This window comes from Flavobacterium mesophilum (assembly GCF_039581405.1).
Taxonomy (GTDB): Bacteria; Bacteroidota; Bacteroidia; order Flavobacteriales; family Flavobacteriaceae; genus Flavobacterium.
Genome location: NZ_JBCPXZ010000007.1, coordinates 55,663 through 78,887, shown reverse-complemented (window position 1 = coordinate 78,887; position 23,225 = coordinate 55,663). Strand labels below are relative to the sequence as shown.

Genomic DNA, 23,225 nt, shown 5'->3' with positions numbered 1-23,225 from the left:
AAATTGGTTATTTTTCCCAGTCTTTAAAAGGTTTTTTACTCAAATAAGCATTATAATACCGCTCATCATTTGTTACTTCTTCTCCAAGCCAATTTGGTTTGTCAAATGTTTCTGTCTCAGATTTTAGTTCTATTTCTGCAATAATCAAACCTTCATTTTCGCCGTAAAACTCATCAACTTCATAGACATGATTTCCTGATTTGATTTCGAAGCGAGTTTTTTCAATTTTCCCTTTTTCGCACAATTTCAACAATTCCGTAGCTTCCTCTAGCGGAATTTCATTTTCCCACTCAAAACGAGTCATTCCTCCTTGGTGCCCAATTCCTTTAATGGTCAAAAAACCTCTTTCTCCCTTAATTCGAACACGAACCGTTCTTTCAGGAATTGAGCTTAAATAACCCTGAGCAATTTTATTTTGAGTAAAAGCTTGTTCTTTAAAATCTTCCGATTTTACAAGAAACTTTCGTTCAATTTCAACCATTTTGATGCTTCAATTAATATTTAGTGCAAGTTACTCAATTTAATTCAGTATCTAAATTGCTAAATTGGATCTCGTTGCCGTTTCTGGTGCTACAAATTACATATCTAAATCAAATTAACTGATTGTTAATACATTAAGGTTTGTTTTTTGACTAAATTTGATTAACCCTAAAACTGTTGATTTTATTGTTTTTTGAAATAAAATTTAAAGCAGTACTTCTTTCAGCAGTCCATATTTATCAAAATTTAAAATGTCTGATCATGAACATAATGTCTTTTTTAATACCGGCACTAGTAGGTTTGATCTTTGGGATTTTAGGTTATCTACTAGGAAGAATGAGTTCGAAAAAAGATGTTTTGCTTGCTATATCTTTACAAGAAGATTTAGATGTATGCAAAGCTACTGTCAAGAATCTAAACCAAAAAATAAACAGTCTTGATACTGAGCTAGATACAAAAACAAAACATCATAACTCACAAATACAACCTCAATTTATATTTGACCAAGAGATTGCTTTAACCATTTTAGGCAAAAAAATCAAAAATAACGACTTGAAAATTGTAGAAGGAATTGGCGTCAAAATCGAGTCTCTATTTATTGAAGCTGGAATTACAAGCTGGCAGGAATTATCTTTATCTTCTACTGAAAAACTGCAATCAATTTTGGATGCCGGAGGCGAGAATTACGGCATACACAACCCAAGTACTTGGGCCAAGCAAGCATCAATGGCATATCAAGGAAAATGGCAGGAACTTAAAGATTGGCAAGCTAATTTATTAGGAGGAAAAGAGTGAATTTGAAGTAACAAAGTAACAAAGGGACAAAGGTGCAGAGCTTTTATATACTTTGTCCCTTTGTTACTTTGCTACTTTGTCACTTTATTAAAAATTTCTGAATCCCAGCTTTTTGAAGTATTGTACCAAAGCTGTCCTTTTGAAACTTCGAGCGGACAATCAAAATTATTGGTGTAAAGCGCACCAGTTCCTAAACCTTGCGGCATATTAGAGTTTTGCAAAAAAGTCCATTGTGCTATCGCATTTAAGCCAATATTGCTTTCTAGTGCTGATGTAATCCACCAGCCTATATTGTATTTATCAGCTAGATCAATCCATTCTTTTGTTCCTCTGAAGCCGCCAATAAAACTTGGTTTCAAAATAATGTATTGTGGCTTGATTTTCTGTAAAAGTTTTTCTTTGTCTTCAAATGAAAAGACGCCAATCAATTCTTCATCTAACGCAATTGGAAATGGAGTTTGTTCGCACAACACCGCCATTGTTTCTTCATTTCCTTTTTTGATTGGCTGTTCAATACTATGAAGCTGAAATTTATCCAATTGGTGCAGTTTATCTAAAGCTTCATTTAAAGCAAAAGCACCATTAGCATCTACCCTAATTTCTATTTGTTCCGGCGAAAAATGACTTCTGATGAATTGCAGCAAATCCAATTCTTTTTGGAAATCGATTGCTCCGATTTTAAGTTTTATACATGTAAATCCTTCGGCTAATTTTGTTTCGATTTGCTGTTTCATAAATGATTCATCTCCCATCCAAACTAAACCGTTTATTACAATTGATTTAGAATTTGAAGTAAAATCAGATGGAAACAATACATAAGGATTTTCACTTTTAAACGATAAAAAAGCCATTTCAATTCCGAATTGGATTGAAGGAAATTCCAGCATAGCTTCCCATAATGCTTTTTCTCCTAAATGAATATTCTCGCAAGTCCATTTAAGTTTTTCTTCATAATCATCTCGATCGTCAGCACTTAAACTTCTTAAAATACCACACTCTCCAATTCCTATTTTGTCATTTTCTTTAAGAATAATAAACCAAGTTTCTTTTTCGGTCATAATGCCACGCGAAGTCCCAGACGGAACTTTGAATTCAAGCATGTATTTGTGGTAAGTAGCTATCATTTTTTAAGGTGCTAAGGTTCTAAGATGCTGAGATACTAAGTTTTGTTTTTAACGCGTAAAGTAAAATATACTTAGCATCTTAGAATCTTAGCAACTTAGAAACTTAATTATAAAGTTTTAAAATTTTCTCAAAATCTTTTGATGATAAGCCAGCTTTTTGAAAAATTGCAAAATCAGATTTCGTTTTGTCTTTCCAACTTAAACTATCGGTCACATTTTGATCTTGATATTTTTTATAGATTGCTTTTGCATCGCTGTACTTATTGGTTACCAAATACAAATGTGCCAAATTCAGTTTTACCAATAATTCAGTGTTGTCTAATTTTTCGCCTTCCTGCAAGAATTTTAGAGCTTTTTCAAATTGTTTGGTTAGAATATAGCAATAACCAATTGAACTGTAATCCAATGCCGTTGCCTTCCCTTCATTAATAATTGTATTTAATTTCGGAATTGCCTCATTGTATTTTTGTTGCTTAATTAATGTTGCTGCTTGATTTCTAAGGTCATTAAATACATTTTTTGAAATATCGGCATCCTTATAACAGGCATTTCCAAAGTCTTTATAAACTTTGTTTTTCTCGATTGGAAGCAGTTTTTGGAATTCAGTGTAACGGTACTGTTTCATGATTTTATCCAAAATACAAACGCAAAAATCATCAGAATTAGCCATTTTTTGAGCCATTGTCGATGTTTTGCACAAACTTATAATTTCGTTTTTATTATCTTGATTCCAACCACGATTCAATTTTATATCTACCCAAGGCACAACTTCTAAAACTATTTTTTGTTTCAAAAGCCAATTTTTGCTGTGAAATCCAAACCAGAGATTACTAATATTTTGGCCTAAGCAAGAAGATTTATCTAGCGATAAACGTTTAGCATCTTTGCTCAAAGGTTCTTCCTGCGAATAACATGCTTTGTCAATTTTCCCGTCTTCAATATACTTTTTTGCGGTTTCATTTGAAGTAAATAATGAATAAGTACAAGTATCATCTCCTGAAATCTTAGACATCAAAAATACAGCTCCGGCTGAGCCTTGACTAATTCCTGTTGGGTCTGGAATTGATTTTAAAACTGAAACCAAACTGTTTGCCATTTGCTGATTTTCATCCAAAAGCGTTATTCGGTAAACTATTTCAGTTGTGCCAACTGGCAAATCTTCTGTTTTTAGAACGATTCGGTCGCGCGCAGAAACGATGATTTCTTTTGTTGTAGCACGCTCTTTATCCCAATAACCGTCTTTTTGCGCAAAAGCATTAAAAGAAAAAGTTATTAAAAGGGATAAAAATATTTTTTTTAAAGTCATATGAATGGTCGTTTTTTTGGCCACGAATTGCACGAATTGCACTAATTTTTCTTTGCCTATTTTATGATTTGAAATGAACTTAGTAAAAATTATGCCAAAATCATTTATTATGAAAACGAGCGACTTAGTCTCGTTTTTGTTTAAAAAAATATAGCCGAAAGTGGGATTAGCTCCTTCTTTCGACTATATTCAAAATCTTTATATTTTTATAATTCAATCGATTCGCCAATTGCCAATAACATCAAATCTTTTCCTTTGTCGAAGAACTTTTTGATCGCTTCTTCGTGATTGATTTCGATGTATCCAAAAGTATCAAAATGATATCCAAGAACTTTGTCGCATTCTAAGAAGTCTGAGGCAATAATAGCGTCTTCAACATCCATAGTAAAGTTATTTCCAATTGGAAGTATAGCTAAATCTAATTCTGTTCGCATCGGAATTAATTTCATGTCCATTGTAAGAGCTGTATCTCCAGCAATGTAAATATTTTTATGCTCGCTTTCGATTACAAATCCACCTGGATTTCCTCCGCTAGTACCATCGGGAAAAGTACTTGAGTGAATAGCATTCACATATCTAACTTTTCCAAAATCGAATTTCCAACTTCCGCCATGATTCATAGGATGTGAATTGAAACCTAATTTTGCATAATAACTAGCAATTTCTGCATTAGATACAATAACCGCGTTGGTAAGTTTTGCAAGAGCCTGAACATCTAAAACATGATCAGAGTGTGCATGCGTCAGCAAAATATAATCTGCTTTTAAATCTCTTAAGTCAATTGAAGATGCGGCAGGATTTGCCGTTATAAATGGATCAACAATAATATGTTTTCCTCCAACTTCGATGCCTAAAGAAGCGTGTCCGTAAAATGTTATTTTCATGATCTTATTTTTTTAAGTTGAACTGATTATCTTCCTCCAAGAAAAAGATTAACGATAATATCTGAAATTAGTGAAATCATGCAGATTACTAATAATAGCGACAGCAGGAATGTACTTAACGCTACTTTTTTTAATTCTGGATCTAAAAGCTTGGGATCTTGATTTTTAGAAACCGTAATTAAATGTTTAGTTAAAGGGATATAAGCCAGCAAAAACAAGTATTGATCAAAGTTGTAATCGCTTAAAATTGCAAAAACAATCACCAAAATCATTGCTGTAATAATCAATGTAAAATGGTAAACTTTAGCTTTTGCGCCACCGATTTGAACTACAATTGTATTTTTTCCAGATTTTCTGTCTGATTCTTCATCACGCATGTTGTTCAAATTCAATACAGCCACACTCAATAATCCAATTGCAATTGCAGGCAGAATCAAAAGCGGTTCTAATTGTTTGGTATATAAAAAATTAACCCCTAATGTACTTACCAACCCAAAGAATATGAAAACGAAAACATCTCCAAAGCCTTTGTAACCATATGCTGAATTTCCAACTGTATATTTAATTGCCGAAACAATTGCCGCAATTCCTAGCAATAAAAAGAAAATTGAATACCCAAAATTGTCTTTTCCAAATGCAAAATAAATCAGTATTATAGCTGCTAAAAGCGTCAATAACGATGTGATTGTTATGGCTTTTTTCATAGCTCGAGGTGTAATTTTTCCACTCTGAATAGCACGCTGTGGCCCTACTCTGTCGGCATTATCAGTACCTTTTACACCATCGCCATAATCATTGGCAAAATTGGATAAAACCTGTAAACCTAATGTTGTTAAAAGTGCAAAACCAAAAATTTTCCAGCTAAATACTTCTGTCGGCGTATTAATTGTTTCTGTTGGGTTTGATAAAGCGTAAATACTTCCAACGATAATTCCAGAAACTGATAAAGGCAATGTGCGCAATCTTGCGGCTTCAATCCAATGTTTCATTATTTTATTTTTAGTTTTTTAGATTCAGGTTTCAAGTTTCAAGTTTTGCATTGGGTTTCGCAACTCGAAACCTGAAACTTGAAACAATTTTTAACTTTTTAAGGCAACCATTTATTTTCACCAAAATTTGGTTTTCTTTTTTCTAAAAAGGCATTTCTTCCTTCTTTTGCTTCCTCGGTCATGTAGGCTAAACGTGTTGCTTCACCGGCAAAAACTTGTTGCCCAACCATTCCGTCGTCTGTCAAGTTCATGGCGAATTTCAACATTTTGATAGAGGTTGGAGATTTCTGAAGAATTTCCTGTGCCCACTCGTAAGCTGTTGCTTCAAGCTCATCATGCGGAATCACAGCATTTACCATTCCCATTTCAAAAGCTTCTTGAGCAGAATAATTTCTTCCTAAAAAGAAAATTTCACGCGCTTTTTTTTGACCAACCATTTTAGCTAAATAAGCAGATCCATAGCCTCCATCAAAACTTGTAACATCAGCATCTGTTTGTTTAAAAATAGCGTGTTCTTTGCTTGCCAAAGTCATATCACAAACTACGTGCAAACTATGTCCACCACCAACAGCCCAACCTGGAACTACAGCGATAACCACTTTTGGCATAAAACGAATTAAGCGTTGCACTTCAAGAATGTTTAAACGATGTTGTCCATCATCTCCCACATAGCCTTGATGTCCACGAGCATTTTGGTCACCTCCGCTGCAAAAAGAATACACACCATCTTTAGTAGACGGGCCTTCTGCAGAAAGCAAAACTACGCCAATTGACGTATCTTCTTGTGCATCGTAAAAAGCTTGATATAATTCTGAAGTTGTTTTTGGACGAAAAGCATTTCTAACATTTGGTCTGTTGAAAGCAATTCTAGCAACTCCATTACATTTTTTATAGGTTATATCTTCAAATTCTCTGGCTGTAATCCAATCCATTTTTATTTGTTTGTTTTATAATTATAGTGTAAAAATAAAGCATTTTTACATTTTTACCTACTCAATTTAGTTTAAGTCTTGCATCAAAACGACTCGTAATGTTAACAATTGGTATTTACTTACAAAAAATAACACTTTTTAACATTAGTTTTAAAAAATAATAAGTAATTTTACACCCTAGAAATCAACGAGATACAAATTATTTTGTTGATATAAGATTGATTTTCTTTCACTGATTTATTAACCTAAAAAATGATTTTTTTGAGAAAATTTAAAAAATTTGTCGCTCATTTTTTTACGGTTCTAATAAGTAATAAAACCAAAAACAGTGGGCAAATGATTTATGCGTTTGTTAAAACTTCAAAAAGGAGATAGTAACACCTACGGTTAAACAATAGAATTGTTCAATGTAATTAGTATACAAGATTGATTACGAAAAGAGGAAAAAAATACTAACTGAAACTTTCTAAAAGTTATTTTATCAAACCAAATGGATTAGCCGTGAAATCGAGCTTTTGCAAATAAAAATGAATGTATTGATTGTTTAAAAGACATACCCATGATGAAAAGTAATTTCTAAAAGTAATAAAGCTATTATTTTTTAAATGGATTCGAATTATTTTATTTCTGTTTTTTTTTAATTACAATTTTTTTTAAAACTAGAATAAAAAGAGAGAGGCTGCTTGTAATGAGCAGCCTTTCTTGTTATAATAATTTTGCTAACGCAAGATAAATTCCAAAAAATAAATTCCAAATTCCAATTCTTGGGGAAATTCAAAAAAAGAAATTCCAAATTCCAAACTTAAATGCATTGGAATTTGGAATTTTAAATATTGGAATTTATCCTTTTAGTTTTCCTTTACAAGGTATATTCCGTCATCTTTGATTTCAATGAGTTTCTCTTTGTATAAAGCGCCAATTGCCTTTTTGAAGGTCTTTTTACTCATTTTCAAGACCGTTTTAATATCTTCTGGATGCGAATTATCATTTAGTCTCAAGAAGCCTCGATTAGCTCTTAATTCATCCAAAATCTTCTCTGCATTTGGCTCAATACTCTGATATCCTTGCATTTGTAATGCAACATCTATTTTATGGTCAGGGCGAATGTTTTTGATGTAACCTCGCATTCTATCACCCGTTCTAATTGAATCGTCATACACTTCATCTTTGTATAAAAGACCTTTATGTTGCTCGTTGATGATGACATTAATTCCCATATCAGTAATATGCGAAACGATCAAATCAACCTCTTCTCCTTTTTCAACCGTCAATTGATCGTTGCTTAAAAACTGATTTGTTTTGCTTGATGCCACTAAACGATTCGTTTGCTTATCCATATACAGATAAACCAGATAGCGTTTTCCTTTTTCCATTGGGCGGGCTTGTTCTTTGAACGGAACAAGAATGTCTTTTTCCATTCCCCAATCCATAAAAGCACCAACTTGATTGATGTAATTTACTCTTAAAAGCGCAAATTCATTCAACATTATATAAGGCTCAAGTGTTGTCGCTACTGGTCGTTGTTCGTGATCCAAATAAACAAAAACAACAAGCTCTTCGCCTATTTCAAATTCATTTGGAACATATTTATTTGGAAGCAAAACATCGTGAATTCCGTCTGGATCATTTTCAGGATTTCCTAAAAACAAGCCAACTTTAGTATCACGCAATATTGTTAGTGCATTGTATTTTCCTATTTTAAGCATATTCATTAAGTTCTAGGCTGCAAATGTACGAAGTTTGGAAATGGTAAACCGAAAAATGTTAAAGAACGCTGCATTTTGCCAAAGTTTATTCCTTTTAATTACATTTGAAAACCTATAATTAATACCAAATAAATGAAAAAGACCCTTATCTATGCTGCTTTTGCATTTTTAATTTTTACACAAGCTTCTGTCGCACAAGTTTCTGAAGATCCAGAAATAAAGAAAATGATCAGCGAAATCAAAGCTGAAAACCTTGAAGCAACCATCAATAAATTAGTTTCTTTTGGAACAAGACATACTTTAAGCGATCCTAAAAATAAAACAAAAGGAATTGGCGCCGCGCAACAATGGGTTAAATCTGAGTTTGACAAATTTGCCCTAGAATCAAATGGAAGATTAACTGCTGAAATTGATTATTTTGATGTTAAAGCTGATGGCAAAAGAATCAATGTAGATAGTAAGATTGGAAATGTAATGGCAACCTTAAAAGGAACAGATCCAAATGATAATCGTGTGATTATTATTAGTGGGCATCTTGATTCAAGAGTTACGGATGTTATGAATATCAAATCAAACGCTCCAGGTGCAAATGATGATGGTTCTGGTGTTGCTGCTGTAATTGAATTGGCAAAAGTAATGAGCAAAAGATCTTTTCCTGCTACCATCATTTTTGTTGCCGTAACAGGTGAAGAGCAAGGATTAATTGGTGCGCGTCATCTTGCTGAAAAAGCAAAAGCAGAAAATTGGAATGTTATTGCAATGCTTAACAATGACATGATTGGAAATAGTTTGTCAAGTGGTACTAATTTAAGAGATAATACTCAAATTCGTGTTTTTAGTGAAACTATTCCGTATCTAGAAACGGAAGAAGAAGCTAAAATGCGCAAAGCAATCAGCCGCGATAATGACAGTCCGTCAAGACTTTTGGCACGCTATATCAAAACGGTTACGGAGCAATATGTAGATCAACTGAAAGTAAAATTAGTTTATAGAAACGACCGCTTTTTACGTGGTGGCGATCATACTCCATTTAGCCAAAATGGCTTTACAGCAGTTCGTTTTTGTGAAATGAATGAAAATTTTGACCATCAGCATCAGGATTTGAGAACAGAGAACAATATAAAATATGGCGATTTGCCTGAGTTCATGGATTTTGACTATTTAAGAAAAAATACATGTTCAAACTTGGCAACATTGGCTAATCTTGCTTCTTCGCCAAAAGCTCCGGAAAATGTTGGAATTGAAGTTAAAAAACTTTCTAATTCATCGACTTTGATTTGGTCAGCTCCAGAAGGGAAAGCACAATATGGCTATCAAATTTTAATGCGTGAGACTTCATCATCACATTGGGAAAAAACAATTTTTGTAAAAGAAACACAGGCAGAAATTCCGTATTCAAAAGATAATTACTTTTTTGCCGTACAAACAGTAGATGCTTTAGGGCATGCAAGTTTGCCAATTTTCCCTATACCAATTAAATAGAACATTCAAAAAAAAAACAAAAGCGCCTAAATTGGCGCTTTTTCTTTTTTGCTCTTATTTATAAACACTTTCCTTCTTAAAGTGAATCGTCAATAAATAATAGACAACTGCTCTGTATTTATGTCTGTTAGCATGGCCGTATTTTTCAATTACAGCTTTAATTGCTTCATCTAAAGCAGGACCATCTGCTAATCCTAACTTTTTGATTAAAAAGTTTTTCTTTACAGTATCTAATTCAGATTGTTGTGAAGATGCTACTGTTGATGCATCGGCATTGTAAATTGATGGGCCACAGCCTATGGTTACTTTTGTCAGCAAATCCATATTTGGCGTTACTCCACATTTTTCTTTTAGATCTAAAGCATACTTCTTAATTAATTCTTCTCTAGCGTTCATAAATTTTAATATTGGTTACAATTAATGCAGCCAATTTAAAATTAAAAACAATTCAATTTTAAATTTTAACACAATTTAACTTACAAAAAAATCAAACTAATTCTTTAAAATATTGTTTTAAAATAACATCATTTTCCGCAGTCGGGGTAAATATTTCGAAAATAACAGGAGTTTCATTTTGAGAATAAAACTCAACTATATTTTCTTTTAAAGATTCATTATCAGAAGCTTTTAAATAGTTAAACTGATACATTTTAGCTAAATGTTCTGCTGTCAAATGATGTGAAGTTTCAAAATAGGTATTAAAAACAGGTTTTTCTTCATGTCCAGGCAAAATTCTGAAAATCCCTCCTCCTCCGTTATTAATTAAAATAATTTTAAAATTTTTCGGAATGTAAGAATTCCACAAAGCATTGCTGTCGTATAAAAAGCTAATATCACCTGTAATAAAAATCCCTTGTTTATCACTGCCCACGGCCGCGCCAATTGCTGTTGATGTGCTTCCGTCAATTCCACTAGTTCCTCTATTGCAGAAAACTTCTACAGAATCCTCAATATCGATTAATTGTGCATAACGAATTGCCGAACTGTTACTAATCTGCAACTGACTATCTTTTGGCAATGATTTAATAATTTCATCAAAAACTTTAAAATCTGAAAAAGGTATTTTTTTCAAATATTCGTTTCGTTTTGCTTTTCTTAAATCGTAAACTTTTTTGATTTCAGAGAAATAATTGCTTTTTGTAAAATCAGTTTTAGCAAATAATTCAGTAAAAAAATCATTTGGCTTCATTACAAAATGCTGTGTCAGTGCACCAAAAGTGTCGTATGCACGTAACGTATCAATGTGCCAATGGTGTTTTGGCTTATATTTACGCAAGAATCCTTTGATTCTTTTAGAAACAATCATTCCGCCAAAAGTCACTAAAATTTCAGGCTCGAGGGCTTTGAAATCAGCATCGTCAAAAGGCGTAATCAAAGTATCAATGCTATTGATGAAATTCGGATGATGCAAATTAGAAGTCGTTTCAGTTAGCACAACAACCGATAGGTCATTAGCTAAATTTTCTATAATTGCATTATCAATTGTATTAGCTTCATTTACGCCAACTAAAACAAGTTTGCGTTTGGCCTTATTCCAAATTGAAACAAATTCTGCTTCATTTTCAATGTTTTTTGTATCAAGAACTTCTTCTGAAGTTGTGATTTTTGGCTGAACAGAAAGCGTTTCTACTGTTTCATAGAGAGGTTCTTCAAATGGAGCATTGATATGAACTGGTCCTTTTTGAAGAATTGAAGTTTCAATAGCTTTGTTTATTTTCAAATCATTTTCACCAGAAGCATCTTCGGTTAAGTTTGCATTGAAAACCGAATGATTCGAGAAAACATTTTCTTGGCGAATGGTTTGCCCGTCGCCAATATCAATCTTGCTTTGCGGGCGATCTGCAGAAATTACAATTAATGGAATTTGGCTGTAAAAAGCTTCGGCCACAGCCGGATAATAATTTAGTAATGCTGATCCTGAAGTACAAACAACCGCTGTTGGCAGTTTGGTTTGTTGCGCAATTCCTAATGCGAAAAATGCCGCACAACGCTCATCGGCGATGCTATAACACTTAAAATTCGGGTTTTGCGCAAACCCTATCGTTAAAGGTGCGTTTCGTGAACCTGGAGAAATTATAATGTTTGTTATTCCTTTTGCTAAACAAATTTCGATAATGCTTTGTGCAAGCGGTATTTTGGGGTAAATCATTCCTGTGGCGTATTATTTTTTAAAGAAATTTTATAAAACTAAAATTTTCTTTCACTTCTACAAAGTTACAAACTTCGTAATTGATTTAACTTATAAATGGCAAGATATTAAGAAACATTCTCGAAAAAGGGAATATATTTGTAAAAGTGAATTTGTACTAAAAATATACACCTTATGCGTTTACTTTATATTGTTATCCTTTTTCTTTCGCTTCAAACTATAAATTCTCAAAATCAGTTTGTTCCAAATGATACGCCGTATAAAGCTGCACTGGAAAAAGCAAAAGCTGAAGGGAAACCACTTTTCATCATGCTTTATGCCGATTGGTGTCCGCATTGCAATCAAATGAAAAAAGAGGTTTTTAGCAATCCTGACGTCATTGCTTTTTTAAACGAAAACTATGTTTGCATTTGGAAGAACATTGAAAAAGACGAAGGAATTGCTTTAAAAAACAAATACAATACAAAATCATTGCCTACATTTTTGTTTTTAGATGGCAATGAAACGCTTTTATATGCCTTAAAAGGCGAAATGAAAACGCCTGAATTTATGACGGAAGCAAAATATGCGCTGAATTCTAGAATGCAATTGCCTTATTTACAAAAAGAATTCATGTCTGACCCAAGTAATTCAGATAAGTTTTTCGCTTATTTAAATACGCTAAAAAAAGGAAAAGACAGAACAGAATTATCGCCAGCAACGCATATTTATTTAAAAACACAATCTGATGCACAATTAGTTAGTGAAACCAATTGGAGAATTATTGCTAACGGAGTTACTGATATTAATTCTAGAGAATTTCAATACGTATTGAAACATCAAAAAGAATTTGCCGCTGTAGCTTCTCAAAGTCGTGTAGATCGCAAAATTGAGAGTATTGTAAACGAATTGCTTCGTCCTTTGGTTGATAATTTAGACACTATAAATTATTATAAACAGAGAGAAGTTGCAAAATCGATTCGTCTGCAAAAAACGGATTCTCTGGTTTTTAAATTTGATTTAACACTGGCAGAGCGAACAGAAAAATGGCAGTTTTATAAAAAAACAACTCTTGAGAGTACTCAAAAATTAGTTTGGAATGATGCTAGTTTTTTAAAAGATATTGGTCAGACTTATTTAAAGCATATTAATGATGCTGAAAGTTTGAAGAAATCAATTTTCTGGGTAAAACATTCATTAGAATTAAATGATTCGTACGACGGGAATTTATTAATCGCCCGACTTTACAATAAAATCAAAGACAAAAAAATGGCGTTGCAATATGCCAAAGACGCCAAAACCATTTGTACCGAAATGACTTGGAACCCCAAAGAAGTCGATACTTTATTAGCTGAACTAAACACAAAATAACCAAAAATATACCTTAAAAATTACCATGGAAGTTACACTAAGATCCGCAACAGAAAATGATTTGCAAAAAATCCTAGAAATTGTAAATCATTCTATTTTGCATACAACCGCAAATTACAGTTATGATATTCAAACACTTGAAGTACAAATAAAATGGTTTGAAGATAAAAAATCGAAGAATTTGCCAATTGTTGTTGCTGATTTAGACGGCGAAGTTGTAGGTTTTGGAAGTTATGGGCAATTCCGTGAAAAAATTGGTTATCAATATACAATTGAACATTCTGTTTATGTGGTTGAAAATGTGATTGGAAAAGGCATCGGATCTAAATTATTGACCGAATTAATTCGCTTAGCAAAAGAACAAGGTTATCACGTTATGATTGGCGCAATTGATGCCGATAACGCAGGAAGTATTGCCTTTCATGAACGATTTGGGTTCGTAGCAACTGGAACAATCCGCGAAGTTGGGTACAAATTTGATCACTGGCTGGATTTGGTTTTTATGCAATTGATTTTGAAGTAATCTTAAAAATTCCATTCTTTTATACCAAATATTTACATTGTCAGTCTGAGTGAAGTCGAAGACCACGTTTCAAAATCTTTCAACTTCGCTCAGGAAGACGACTGTAATTCTACAATAAAAAAAATCCACAAACTTGAATTTCTTCAAATTTGTGGATTTTTTATTTTTTTTAATTGGTAATTAACTTTTAATCCAGTTGATTACTTCTGCATCTGTAACTAATGTTTTAGGTTTGATTACTTTAACCAATTGCCCTTTTTCATTAATTAGATATTTTTGAAAATTCCATTCTACTTCTGAATCTTGCAATCCATTTTTAGATTTCTGAGTCAAGAATTTGTAAACCTCGCACATATCATCACCTTTTACAGAAACTTTATCCATCATAGGAAAAGTTACGCCGTAATTCAATTGACAAAATGTAGCAATTTCTTCATTTGTTCCTGGCTCTTGTCCTGCAAAATTATTTGCTGGAAAGCCTACAATTACAAAGTTTTTGTCTTTGTACTCTTTATAAACTGCCTCTAGATCTTTATACTGTGGCGTAAGTCCACATTTTGAAGCTGTATTGACAATCATAACTTTTTTTCCTTTTAAGGAAGCAAAATCAAAAGTTTTTCCTGATAAATCTTCAACCTTGAATTGGTAAATGGTTTCTGCTGCCATAGCTTTCTCTGTTTTAGATTTTTTATTACTCGTTTGAGCTTGAACTTGTGATGCAAATAAAAAAGCAACACTGCAAGCTAAAAATACTATTTTTTTCATTGTTTAATTTTTTATAAAATTAGTTAAAATCTGATTTACAAAATGGCTTTGGCAATTTTATTTTCTATTAAAGATTCGTTAAAAAAATGAAGCCTAACGTTAATCAGACGTTAGGCTTCCCCCCATACAAACAAATCAAACCATGAATTAATCATTATGCCTTATTCTTTTTTTCGTATTTAAAATATAGTTGATGCCTCTCGGTTATATTGAAAACTATTTTGCAAACCCTAATTCGCATTCTCGTCTAATAATTTCTATGGCTTGTACAGTGGATTTTACTCGTTTATAATTTTGAAAATACAGTTTACCAATAACTTTCTGTTTGGAAGTCCGAGGACACCAACTATGAATTGTTTAAATCTGAATCCTAGAGATTGAAAAATTCAGCTTTTTTATATCTTTACTATTATCACTATTCCCAAAATATGTTGCCGCCAAAACATTCGTAAGCGCTACAATCAAAATCTTTAAACAATTTGTTTTATTCATGATTTTATAAATTTGGTCCACACTCTTTTTGTGATCTTTAAAATTAAAGTTTTGTTTATCGGATTTATGTAAATCTTAGACAAGAAAAATTTAATCTTTATTACATTTAATCTATTTCCTACTTATTTGCTATCTATTTGCATTTACGTAATTGGATTGTTTTTGGTTTTAAAAAAATGCTTTTTTTTTTATTTTTTTTTTCGAACCCTTATATTCATTGGTTATTTCGTTAATAAAAAAAATATTTTTTTCATAAAAAAATGATTTATCTTTATCTCAGGTAATAAAATACTGCCAAATTATTTTTTGTTTAAGCTTAAATCCAAATCTATGAGTCAAGAAGAATTATTAGTTTTAATTTACGAGAAAGACGAACGAGCTTTTACCCATTTGTACGATATGTACTCAAAAAGTTTATTTTCGGTCATAAGTGTATTGATCAAAAATCGCGAAGAGGCGGAAGATGTTTTGCAGGAAGTTTTTGTGAAAATCTGGAAAAACATCGATTCGTACAACGAAAGCAAAGGCCGATTTTATACCTGGATCCTTAATATTGCTAGGAATACCTCGATCGATACTTTGAGATCCAAAAATTATAATAACACTCAAAAAAACCTTTCATCCGATAATTTCGTAAATCTGTTAGATGAGAGCAATAAATTAAGCAATAAACTGGATGCAATTGGAATTCAAGAGTTCGTAAAAAAACTAAAACCAAAATGTATCGAAATAATTAATTTATTATTCTTTAAAGGATATACCCAACAAGAAGCTTCAGAAGAATTGGCAATGCCATTGGGAACTATCAAAACACAAAACAGAAACTGTATTAATGACTTAAGAAATTATCTAAAAATATAATGGAAGCACAAGAATATATTGAATCAGGAACTCTAGAATTATATGTTTACGGTTTATTGACCGAAGCTGAAAATCTAGAAATTACCGAATTGGCTAAGAATAATCCAGAAGTTTTACAGGAAATTATTTCTATCGAGAAAGCTATTGTTGCTTTGTCGTCAAGCTTCTCTCCTTTTCATTCGGTAGCAAATTTTGAGAAAATCAAAGCCAGATTAGAGCTTAAACACGGTAAAGTGGTCGACATGAAACCAGCATCAAACTGGTCGCAATATGTGGGCTGGGCAGCAGCAATTCTGTTATTGCTAGGTTTAGGTTACCAAACATTGGAATTGACTAAAACAAAAGAAGCTATCAGCACAGTTGGAACTGAAAAGAGCAAAATTGAAAGAGATTATGCCTTTCTAGATCAGCAAAATAAAGAAACTGAGAAAAGTTTAGCCATTGTAAGAGATATAAAAAATACCGGTGTAACGCTTGGTGGTCAAGCAGTTTCTCCAACATCTTTTGCAAAAGTGTATTGGAACAAGGACACTAAAACAACTTATATTGATGCTGCTGGTTTGCCAAAACCTCCAAAAGGAATGGTTTACCAAGTGTGGGCATTAAAGCTTAGTCCAGTGTTGACACCAACAAGTATTGGTTTATTGAGCGATTTTGAAGGAAATTCAAATAAAATTTTTGCTGTTGATCGTACAAATGAAGCAGAAGCTTTCGGGATTACGCTGGAGCCAGCTGGCGGAAGTTTGACACCAACAATGACACAACTTTATACATTAGGAAAAGTTTAAATTTGATATTCATACTCAAAATGAAAAACGCATATTATCTTAATATGCGTTTTTTTATTATTTTTAATTCATTAATAACCAAATGCCACAATATGAACGGAAATTTACTTTTAAGAATTGCAGTTGCTATTATTCTCTTGACGCATTCTGTTTTTGGTATGTTCAATAACGGAATAAATGATTTTGGGAATTTGTATTTAAATCAAATTGGCTTCGCTCCTTTTGGCGTTTTTCTGGCTTGGAGCATTAAATTATCACATGTTATCGCTGCTGTTCTTCTGCTTTTGAACAAATATGTTAAGCTTGCTGGATTTGTAACTATTTTTGTTTTAGTAATGGGAATAATCCTCGTTCATTTTCAAGAAGGCTGGTTTGTAGTTGGCGGAGGAAGAAATGGCGTTGAATACAACTTTCTGCTCATTGTAGTCTTACTTGCAATCATGTATCCAAATGGTTTTAAAAAGAATACTATATAAATCGAAACCTATAAAATACCACACAATTAATGGAAATAATTTGTAAAAACTGTCATCACGTTTACAAAGGACACTACTGCAGCAATTGCGGACAACCGTCTGCAACGCACAAAATAAATGCTCATTTTTTATGGCATGATATTCAGCATGGTTTACTTCATTTTGATAAAGGAATTACCTATTCATTAAAACAACTGTTTACAAGACCAGGAGATTCCGTACGAGAATTTATCGAAGGAAAGCGTGTTAAACATTTTAAGCCTCTTTCCTTGGTTGTAGTTTTGGCTACTCTATATGGGGTGCTTTATCATTATTTTAATATAAATACATTTCCAGATGCAAAAGAGGCAACAATGGATTACGGTGAGTTCAACGAATGGATGGCTACGCATTTCTCATGGATGACAATTGCCACAATTCCTATTTTTACCGTTGGAACTTTTATTGTCTTTAGAAAACAAGGATATAATTTTTTCGAGTTTTTTGTTTTAAATACTTTTAAAGCGTCACAACGTCTTTTTGTCCAGATTTTGACATTTCCGATATTGCTTTATTTAAATGGAACACCCTATATTCATAAATTTTCGCAAGCGACCTACATCATCGGACTTATATTAATTTTTTGGACTAACATTCAGTTTTTCAATAAGATGTCCAAAACTAGAGCATTCTTTTTAAGCATTTTAAGCCATTTAATATTCTTAATATGCTTTCTAATAATTATGATAATCGTATTAGCAATTTTAGGAAAGCTACCTTAATAATTAAATTTCTAAACAAAAAAGGTTCAACTATACAGCTGAACCTTTTTTATGAATTAATAATTTCTTCAAAAATATTATTTCTTTTTCACTTTTTTGCTTTTGTAATATTTACGGTATTTTGGATATGTGATCGCTCCAATTACAGAAATTGTTGCAAAACAATAATAAATCCAATTTAAAGAATGTGCCTCTCCGCTTGCGTAAGAATGCAAACCAACTAAATGGAAGTTTACTCCGTAATATGTAAACAAAATCGAAATAAAAGCATACATACTCATTAAGTTAAAGAACCATTTTCCACGTAAAGCAGGTACAAAACGAGCGTGAATTACAAATGCGTAAATCATAATCGAAATTAAAGCCCAAGTTTCTTTCGGATCCCAACCCCAATAGCGTCCCCAGCTTTCGTTTGCCCATTGTCCTCCAAGGAAGTTACCTATTGTAAGCATAATCAAACCAATTGTCAATGCCATTTCATTGATGTATGTAATCTCTTTGATATTCAATTCCATTTTGGCTTTATTTTTTTCAGTAGTAAAGAAAATCAATAATAAAGACACAAAACCTAAAATCATTCCTAAAGCCGTTGGACCGTAACTTGCTACAATTACTGCAACGTGAATCATCAACCAATACGAATTAAGAACCGGTTGTAAATTTGCAATTTCTGGATCAATCCAGTTCATGTAAGCTGCCATTAAAATCATTGCTGTAACAAAGGCAGATGAAGCGACTGTTAATTTTGATTTTCTATCAAAAGCTAATCCAAAAAACATTGTCGACCAAGCCACGTAAACTATAGATTCGTATGCATTACTCCAAGGTGCATGACCGGAAATATACCAGCGTGCTACTAATCCTAAAGTATGAAGTGCAAATAATAATCCAACAATAATGTGGAAACCATTTACCGTAATACGAATCCATTTTTTTTCAAAAAAGATGTTTAGAATTGTAAAAAGCAACATCAAGATTGAAACGGTTATGTACCAATATGGCAATACTTTAAAAACATCATATTTATTGTATGCAATTTCGGCATCAATTTTTTGCTCACTTGGGCGTACTTTTGCTCCAAATTTCTTTTGGAAACCATTAATGCTTTCTACCAATTGATCAGCTGTATCCCAATTTTTAGAAATTGAAGCATTATTTAAAGCACTGAAGTATAACGGAAGGATTTGTTTCACATAAGTAGAATCCATTCCTTTAAATCCGCTGTTTTCACGTTCTAAAAACGAAACCCATTTGTTGTTTGGATCATTTGGAACAGGGAAAATTTTCAAAATACTACCGCTTAAAGCAGATTCCATTAAGTTTACTTTTTTGTCTGTTTCAATGAAATCTTTCTCAAATTGATTCGGATTTCCTGCTTTGTAAGCATCATCTAAATATGGCGATAATTTATAATTACCATTTTCATCAAAAAACTTCACAAATGGTGCATATTTTGCGTCTTTATCTACCCCGATAATTTTACGAATGCTATCGTTTCCTGATTTCATGTAAATAAGCGGAATCTGAATCCAAACCTGAGCGTATTGTGTCATAGACAAAAATACTTGGTCAGAATTCATTCCGTTATAAGTATCCTTCTGACTTACTTTTCGCAGCAATTCAGATGAAAACGTATTGATAGGCTTCATTCTTCCTCCTGCATCCTGAATAATCAAACGTCCAAATTTAGCAGCGTGAGCTTCTGGAGCTTTGTAGATAGTCAATAACGAATCTAATTGCTTTTGACTTGGCGGCGCCACAACGTGATTCGCATGATCATTTGGATCTGCAGTATGATTATGATCGTGTTCATGTGAATGTACATGAGGATTTTGTTGTGCAAAACCGCTTAAACCAATCATTAAAACTAAAATCGTAATTAGTTTTTCTTTTTTCTTTTTAACCACATCAAGTTTACGTTTCAAATCTGCAAAACGTGAATGTTTAGTAAACATAATCGCCATTAAGCCAAAGAAAAGCATAAAATAACCTAAATAAGTAATGTTAGTTCCCCAGAAATCGTGGTTTACAGATAACACAGTTCCTTTTTCATCTGGATCAAATGAAGATTGGAAAAAACGATACCCTTTATGATCTAAAACGTGATTCATATAAATATCTGCATCAAAAGTTTCTGACGAATCTAAAACAGTAACTTTGCTTTCAAAAGCAGAATAACTTTTCTCTGTTCCAGGATATTTTGTCGCTATAAAGTCGTTCAATCTAACTTTGAATGGCAAAACGTAAGCTTTGCTTCCAAAGAATAAACTATATTCAATTTTGCCAATTTTCACAGTTTGAGGTTCTCCAACACTTCCTTTAGAACCTAAAAGACGTATTTGCTTCTCTTGCCCGTCAGCTTTTATTTTTACAAATAAAGCATCCGTATGTGATTTTGCTTTAAAATCATTGCTTGACTCATAATCTACAACTCCTTTGATTGCTGGATCTGGAAAAACAATTCGGATATCACCAATGCTGTAAAGGGAACGCATCATTAAAGGCTGTACATTATCTTTAGTAACAGTTCCTTTTAATTTATCAGCCATTCGCATAAATTCTCCTTCAAATGGAGTTTGAATGGTATATTTATCTCCTTTTGTGTTGATGTTGATTGCGCCATCAGTTTGTTTGTTCAATGCAAACAACACATTGTGAATATTTTGAACTTCACCTTCTTTCAAGAAATGCTCTTCACGTCCACCTGCTCCAGCTTCCACTAATTTTAGGTAAAGAGTTCCTTTCGGATCTGGTTTTATGGTTTCTTTTGCGCCCATGATATAGTTGACATAAGAAACTTCAAATGGCGTTTCGTCAAACTGACCTGAAAGCTTAAAATCATTGTTAGTTACTGGCGACAATAAAAGACTTTTATCAAAAACTCTTCTTCTTGGCTCTCCTTTATAATCCCCGTCAGCAAAAACGGTAATAAATGTTTTGTCTGAATAAATTTGGTTTTCTGCAGCGCCTTCACGAATTGGCATCATTCCTTCATAACTGATATAACGAGTTATAAAAGCTCCTAAAAGGATAAAAACGAAAGCAATATGAAGTAACAAAGTCGCCCATTTTTCTTTTTTAAGCAATTGATAACGTTTGATGTTTCCAAGGAAATTTAGCATGAAAACAGCCATTATAGCTTCAAACCACCAAGTATTGTAAATTAAGATTCTAGCCGTATCCGTGTTGTATTTACTTTCGATAAAAGTTCCAACACCCATTGCAATTGCAAATGTTAAAAAAAGAACGGCCATTAAGCGTGTAGAAAACAAAAAAGAGAATATTTTTTTATCCATTTTTGAGGAATTACATTGTATAAAAGTGGCACAAAAGTACTTAAAAATGTTGAGTTCCAATATTTGAGATTTGTTAATAAAAACTAAAAGTAACATCCTTTTTTGCTGAAAATAAGTTTTAAAATAAGTTAAGTACTACAAAATCAAACTATCCAAGAATTTCTTTGATTATTGATATTTTTTCATAGATTTGTGTAATCGATTACATTTTGGATTTATTCTTTTCAAAGCAGGAAATTTTTATTTTTCTCAAAAAAGAAAGCTTCAAATATAAATTCGTTTATTAACTATCTCTTTTTAAAATTATTAAAATGAAAACCACAACCATTAACCTTGTGCTATCACTTTCGCTTTTTGCGTTCGCTGTTACACAAACATCTGTTGCTCAAAATTCAAAGTCTGCATCTTTTTATAAGGATATTGAATTTAAAATGGCTAAAGTTCAAGAACCTATAATTCCAAAAAATACAGTAAACCTGAAAGATTTTGGTGCCACAAGTGGTGGTTATGTTTTAAATACAAAGGCTTTCGCCGATGCAATTGACGCACTTTCAAAAAAAGGTGGCGGAAAATTGATTATCCCTCCTGGAATTTGGCTTACGGGCCCGATTATTTTAAAAAGCAATATTGAATTACATGCTGAAACTGGCGCGTTGATCAAATTTTCTACTGATAAGAAACTTTATCCAATTATTGAAACCAGCTTTGAAGGTTTGAATACGTGGCGTTGCATCTCTCCTATTTATGGAAAAAATTTGGAGAATGTTGCTTTTACAGGAAATGGCGTATGGGATGGTTCTGGCGAAGTTTGGCGCATGCTGAAAAAAGGAAAAGTAACCGAAAGCCAATGGAAACAAGTTATTGCTTCAGGCGGTGTTTTAAACGAATCGAAAACGAGTTGGTATCCATCTGAACAATATGTAAAAGGAAATCAAAATGCAGATCAAAATGTGCGTTCTGACCTAAAAACGAAAGAGCAATTTGAAGAAATTCATGATTTTCTTCGTCCTGTGATGGTCAGTATCCAAAACAGTAAAAGAGTTTTATTTGACGGTCCGGTTTTTCAAAATTCTCCAGCTTGGAACATTCACCCTTTGATGATTGAAGATTTGATTATCAGAAATGTTACGGTTAGAAATCCTTGGTATTCTCAAAACGGCGACGGTCTTGACGTTGAATCTTGCAAAAATGTTTTGGTAGAAAACTCAAGTTTTGATGTGGGTGACGACGCTATTTGTATCAAATCTGGAAAAGATAAAGATGGTCGCGATCGTGGCGTTCCATGCGAAAATATCATTGTGAAAAATAATATCGTTTATCACGGTCATGGAGGCGTAACTGTAGGAAGTGAAATGTCTGGTGGCGTTAAAAACCTGCATGTTTCCAATTGTACTTTTATGGGAACTGATGTTGGCCTACGCTTCAAAAGTACACGAGGACGTGGCGGAATTGTTGAAAATATCTTTATTTCAGATATTTATATGACTGATATTCCTTCTCAAGCTATTTCTTTTGATTTATATTATGGAGGAAAATCAATCGCTGAAACATTGGCCGAAGGTGGCACTCAAGTCAAAAACAAAATAATGCCTGTGAATGAGGAAACGCCTCAATTCAAAAATATTTCGATTAAAAATGTTACCATCGCGGGAGCATATCAAGCCGTATTTTTGCAGGGACTTCCTGAAATGAATCTGCAAAATATTGAAATTTCAAACTTGACGGCAAAAGCAGAAAATGGTTTTTCAATAATTGATGCGAATGGAATCAAAATCAGCAATGCGAAATTAGATATTGCAAAACCTACTATTTTTGAAATTTACAATGGAAAAAATATGATGTTTAAAAACATTGAATTCAATTCAAAATCTGAAAAAGCGATTTCAATTAATGGTGAAGTAAGCCAGAATATCGAGTTTGCAAAAAATGCGAATTCTGATTTATCTAAAAATATTACGATCGGCGAATCTGTTCCTAAAGGAGCTGTGAAATTTTAAAATTGCTTTAGATCAACAAACTAAATCCGCTTTTTAAATATTTAGAAAGCGGATTTTATATTTTACTGA

Annotated in this window: 20 protein-coding genes; 9 read left to right on the top strand and 11 right to left on the bottom strand. The window is 32.7% G+C overall.

Going from position 1 to position 23,225, the window contains the following annotated elements:
• Window positions 1–7: 7 nt before the first annotated feature.
• On the bottom strand, window positions 8–481 hold the full coding sequence (locus AAYQ19_RS19440; RefSeq protein WP_343538620.1) for a CYTH domain-containing protein: 474 nt from the start codon (window positions 479–481) through the stop codon (window positions 8–10).
• A 260-nt stretch (window positions 482–741) separates the two neighbouring features.
• Between AAYQ19_RS19440 and AAYQ19_RS19435 the strand changes: the two genes are divergently transcribed.
• A complete protein-coding gene (locus tag AAYQ19_RS19435) occupies window positions 742–1,275 on the top strand; it encodes a hypothetical protein (RefSeq protein ID WP_343538619.1) in 534 nt (177 codons plus the stop codon).
• A 71-nt stretch (window positions 1,276–1,346) separates the two neighbouring features.
• Here AAYQ19_RS19435 and AAYQ19_RS19430 read toward each other — a convergent pair whose 3' ends face one another.
• From AAYQ19_RS19430 to AAYQ19_RS19405, 6 genes are all read right to left on the bottom strand, one after another.
• A complete protein-coding gene (locus tag AAYQ19_RS19430; RefSeq protein WP_343538618.1) occupies window positions 1,347–2,399 on the bottom strand; it encodes an o-succinylbenzoate synthase in 1,053 nt (350 codons plus the stop codon).
• Window positions 2,400–2,502: 103 nt separating this feature from the next.
• Window positions 2,503–3,705 carry a tetratricopeptide repeat protein gene (locus AAYQ19_RS19425; protein WP_343538616.1) on the bottom strand — a complete coding sequence of 401 codons (1,203 nt, stop codon included), beginning with the start codon at window positions 3,703–3,705 and terminating at the stop codon, window positions 2,503–2,505.
• 206 nt (window positions 3,706–3,911) lie between these two features.
• Window positions 3,912–4,589 carry a metal-dependent hydrolase gene (locus tag AAYQ19_RS19420; protein ID WP_343538614.1) on the bottom strand — a complete coding sequence of 226 codons (678 nt, stop codon included), beginning with the start codon at window positions 4,587–4,589 and terminating at the stop codon, window positions 3,912–3,914.
• 26 nt (window positions 4,590–4,615) lie between these two features.
• Window positions 4,616–5,578 carry a 1,4-dihydroxy-2-naphthoate octaprenyltransferase gene (gene menA / locus AAYQ19_RS19415; protein WP_343538613.1) on the bottom strand — a complete coding sequence of 321 codons (963 nt, stop codon included), beginning with the start codon at window positions 5,576–5,578 and terminating at the stop codon, window positions 4,616–4,618.
• A 98-nt stretch (window positions 5,579–5,676) separates the two neighbouring features.
• Window positions 5,677–6,510 carry a 1,4-dihydroxy-2-naphthoyl-CoA synthase gene (locus AAYQ19_RS19410; RefSeq protein ID WP_012024845.1) on the bottom strand — a complete coding sequence of 278 codons (834 nt, stop codon included), beginning with the start codon at window positions 6,508–6,510 and terminating at the stop codon, window positions 5,677–5,679.
• 848 nt (window positions 6,511–7,358) lie between these two features.
• Window positions 7,359–8,216 (bottom strand): CvfB family protein, encoded by an 858-nt coding sequence (locus AAYQ19_RS19405; RefSeq protein ID WP_343538605.1) that lies wholly within the window; start codon window positions 8,214–8,216, stop codon window positions 7,359–7,361.
• A gap of 132 nt (window positions 8,217–8,348) precedes the next feature.
• On the opposite strand from AAYQ19_RS19405, the gene AAYQ19_RS19400 reads away from it, so the two are divergent.
• On the top strand, window positions 8,349–9,698 hold the full coding sequence (locus AAYQ19_RS19400) for a M28 family metallopeptidase (protein WP_343538603.1): 1,350 nt from the start codon (window positions 8,349–8,351) through the stop codon (window positions 9,696–9,698).
• Between the two features lie 54 nt (window positions 9,699–9,752).
• Here AAYQ19_RS19400 and AAYQ19_RS19395 read toward each other — a convergent pair whose 3' ends face one another.
• The gene (locus AAYQ19_RS19395; RefSeq protein WP_343538601.1) at window positions 9,753–10,094 is read right to left on the bottom strand and encodes a DUF2853 family protein; all 342 of its coding nucleotides are present in this window, start codon (window positions 10,092–10,094) and stop codon (window positions 9,753–9,755) included.
• A 91-nt stretch (window positions 10,095–10,185) separates the two neighbouring features.
• A complete protein-coding gene (gene menD / locus AAYQ19_RS19390) occupies window positions 10,186–11,847 on the bottom strand; it encodes a 2-succinyl-5-enolpyruvyl-6-hydroxy-3-cyclohexene-1-carboxylic-acid synthase (RefSeq protein WP_343538600.1) in 1,662 nt (553 codons plus the stop codon).
• Between the two features lie 174 nt (window positions 11,848–12,021).
• On the opposite strand from menD, the gene AAYQ19_RS19385 reads away from it, so the two are divergent.
• Both AAYQ19_RS19385 and AAYQ19_RS19380 read left to right on the top strand, forming a co-directional pair.
• Window positions 12,022–13,197: a thioredoxin family protein gene (locus tag AAYQ19_RS19385; RefSeq protein WP_343538598.1), complete on the top strand. Its 1,176-nt coding sequence runs from the start codon at window positions 12,022–12,024 to the stop codon at window positions 13,195–13,197.
• A 25-nt stretch (window positions 13,198–13,222) separates the two neighbouring features.
• Window positions 13,223–13,720 (top strand): GNAT family N-acetyltransferase, encoded by a 498-nt coding sequence (locus AAYQ19_RS19380; RefSeq protein ID WP_343538597.1) that lies wholly within the window; start codon window positions 13,223–13,225, stop codon window positions 13,718–13,720.
• Window positions 13,721–13,900: 180 nt separating this feature from the next.
• On the opposite strand, the gene AAYQ19_RS19375 is transcribed toward AAYQ19_RS19380, so the two are convergent.
• Window positions 13,901–14,485 (bottom strand): glutathione peroxidase, encoded by a 585-nt coding sequence (locus AAYQ19_RS19375; RefSeq protein WP_343538595.1) that lies wholly within the window; start codon window positions 14,483–14,485, stop codon window positions 13,901–13,903.
• Window positions 14,486–15,307: 822 nt separating this feature from the next.
• Here AAYQ19_RS19375 and AAYQ19_RS19370 point away from each other — a divergent pair.
• The 4 genes from AAYQ19_RS19370 (at window position 15,308) to AAYQ19_RS19355 (ending at window position 17,863) form a co-directional block, all read left to right on the top strand.
• Window positions 15,308–15,838: an RNA polymerase sigma factor gene (locus AAYQ19_RS19370; RefSeq protein ID WP_343538593.1), complete on the top strand. Its 531-nt coding sequence runs from the start codon at window positions 15,308–15,310 to the stop codon at window positions 15,836–15,838.
• A complete protein-coding gene (locus tag AAYQ19_RS19365; protein ID WP_343538592.1) occupies window positions 15,838–16,626 on the top strand; it encodes an anti-sigma factor in 789 nt (262 codons plus the stop codon). The genes AAYQ19_RS19370 and AAYQ19_RS19365 overlap by 1 nt, the downstream gene beginning before the upstream one ends.
• A gap of 92 nt (window positions 16,627–16,718) precedes the next feature.
• The gene (locus AAYQ19_RS19360) at window positions 16,719–17,102 is read left to right on the top strand and encodes a DoxX family protein (protein WP_343538590.1); all 384 of its coding nucleotides are present in this window, start codon (window positions 16,719–16,721) and stop codon (window positions 17,100–17,102) included.
• A 29-nt stretch (window positions 17,103–17,131) separates the two neighbouring features.
• Window positions 17,132–17,863, top strand: coding sequence for a DUF3667 domain-containing protein (locus AAYQ19_RS19355; protein ID WP_343538588.1), 732 nt, complete (start codon window positions 17,132–17,134; stop codon window positions 17,861–17,863).
• 77 nt (window positions 17,864–17,940) lie between these two features.
• Here the strand turns inward: AAYQ19_RS19355 and AAYQ19_RS19350 are convergent, their stop codons facing one another.
• Window positions 17,941–21,159, bottom strand: a complete 3,219-nt coding sequence (locus AAYQ19_RS19350; protein ID WP_343538587.1) for a cytochrome c biogenesis protein CcsA — start codon at window positions 21,157–21,159, stop codon at window positions 17,941–17,943.
• A gap of 311 nt (window positions 21,160–21,470) precedes the next feature.
• Between AAYQ19_RS19350 and AAYQ19_RS19345 the strand changes: the two genes are divergently transcribed.
• Complete coding sequence (locus AAYQ19_RS19345) at window positions 21,471–23,156, top strand: glycoside hydrolase family 28 protein (protein WP_343538586.1); 1,686 nt, start codon at window positions 21,471–21,473, stop codon at window positions 23,154–23,156.
• The last annotated feature ends 69 nt before the right edge of the window (window positions 23,157–23,225 follow it).

What these genes read in the sequence shown, in the direction of transcription:
- AAYQ19_RS19440 (WP_343538620.1), bottom strand. Translation starts at nt 481, where the DNA reads ATGGTTGAAATTGAACGAAAGTTTCTTGTAAAATCGGAAGATTTTAAA.
- AAYQ19_RS19355 (WP_343538588.1), top strand. Translation starts at nt 17,132, where the DNA reads ATGGAAATAATTTGTAAAAACTGTCATCACGTTTACAAAGGACACTAC.
- AAYQ19_RS19400 (WP_343538603.1), top strand. Translation starts at nt 8,349, where the DNA reads ATGAAAAAGACCCTTATCTATGCTGCTTTTGCATTTTTAATTTTTACA.
- AAYQ19_RS19370 (WP_343538593.1), top strand. Translation starts at nt 15,308, where the DNA reads ATGAGTCAAGAAGAATTATTAGTTTTAATTTACGAGAAAGACGAACGA.
- menD (WP_343538600.1), bottom strand. Translation starts at nt 11,847, where the DNA reads ATGATTTACCCCAAAATACCGCTTGCACAAAGCATTATCGAAATTTGT.
- AAYQ19_RS19420 (WP_343538614.1), bottom strand. Translation starts at nt 4,589, where the DNA reads ATGAAAATAACATTTTACGGACACGCTTCTTTAGGCATCGAAGTTGGA.
- AAYQ19_RS19365 (WP_343538592.1), top strand. Translation starts at nt 15,838, where the DNA reads ATGGAAGCACAAGAATATATTGAATCAGGAACTCTAGAATTATATGTT.
- AAYQ19_RS19375 (WP_343538595.1), bottom strand. Translation starts at nt 14,485, where the DNA reads ATGAAAAAAATAGTATTTTTAGCTTGCAGTGTTGCTTTTTTATTTGCA.
- AAYQ19_RS19380 (WP_343538597.1), top strand. Translation starts at nt 13,223, where the DNA reads ATGGAAGTTACACTAAGATCCGCAACAGAAAATGATTTGCAAAAAATC.
- AAYQ19_RS19345 (WP_343538586.1), top strand. Translation starts at nt 21,471, where the DNA reads ATGAAAACCACAACCATTAACCTTGTGCTATCACTTTCGCTTTTTGCG.
- AAYQ19_RS19435 (WP_343538619.1), top strand. Translation starts at nt 742, where the DNA reads ATGAACATAATGTCTTTTTTAATACCGGCACTAGTAGGTTTGATCTTT.
- AAYQ19_RS19350 (WP_343538587.1), bottom strand. Translation starts at nt 21,159, where the DNA reads ATGGATAAAAAAATATTCTCTTTTTTGTTTTCTACACGCTTAATGGCC.
- menA (WP_343538613.1), bottom strand. Translation starts at nt 5,578, where the DNA reads ATGAAACATTGGATTGAAGCCGCAAGATTGCGCACATTGCCTTTATCA.
- AAYQ19_RS19395 (WP_343538601.1), bottom strand. Translation starts at nt 10,094, where the DNA reads ATGAACGCTAGAGAAGAATTAATTAAGAAGTATGCTTTAGATCTAAAA.
- AAYQ19_RS19410 (WP_012024845.1), bottom strand. Translation starts at nt 6,510, where the DNA reads ATGGATTGGATTACAGCCAGAGAATTTGAAGATATAACCTATAAAAAA.
- AAYQ19_RS19385 (WP_343538598.1), top strand. Translation starts at nt 12,022, where the DNA reads ATGCGTTTACTTTATATTGTTATCCTTTTTCTTTCGCTTCAAACTATA.
- AAYQ19_RS19425 (WP_343538616.1), bottom strand. Translation starts at nt 3,705, where the DNA reads ATGACTTTAAAAAAAATATTTTTATCCCTTTTAATAACTTTTTCTTTT.
- AAYQ19_RS19405 (WP_343538605.1), bottom strand. Translation starts at nt 8,216, where the DNA reads ATGCTTAAAATAGGAAAATACAATGCACTAACAATATTGCGTGATACT.
- AAYQ19_RS19360 (WP_343538590.1), top strand. Translation starts at nt 16,719, where the DNA reads ATGAACGGAAATTTACTTTTAAGAATTGCAGTTGCTATTATTCTCTTG.
- AAYQ19_RS19430 (WP_343538618.1), bottom strand. Translation starts at nt 2,399, where the DNA reads ATGATAGCTACTTACCACAAATACATGCTTGAATTCAAAGTTCCGTCT.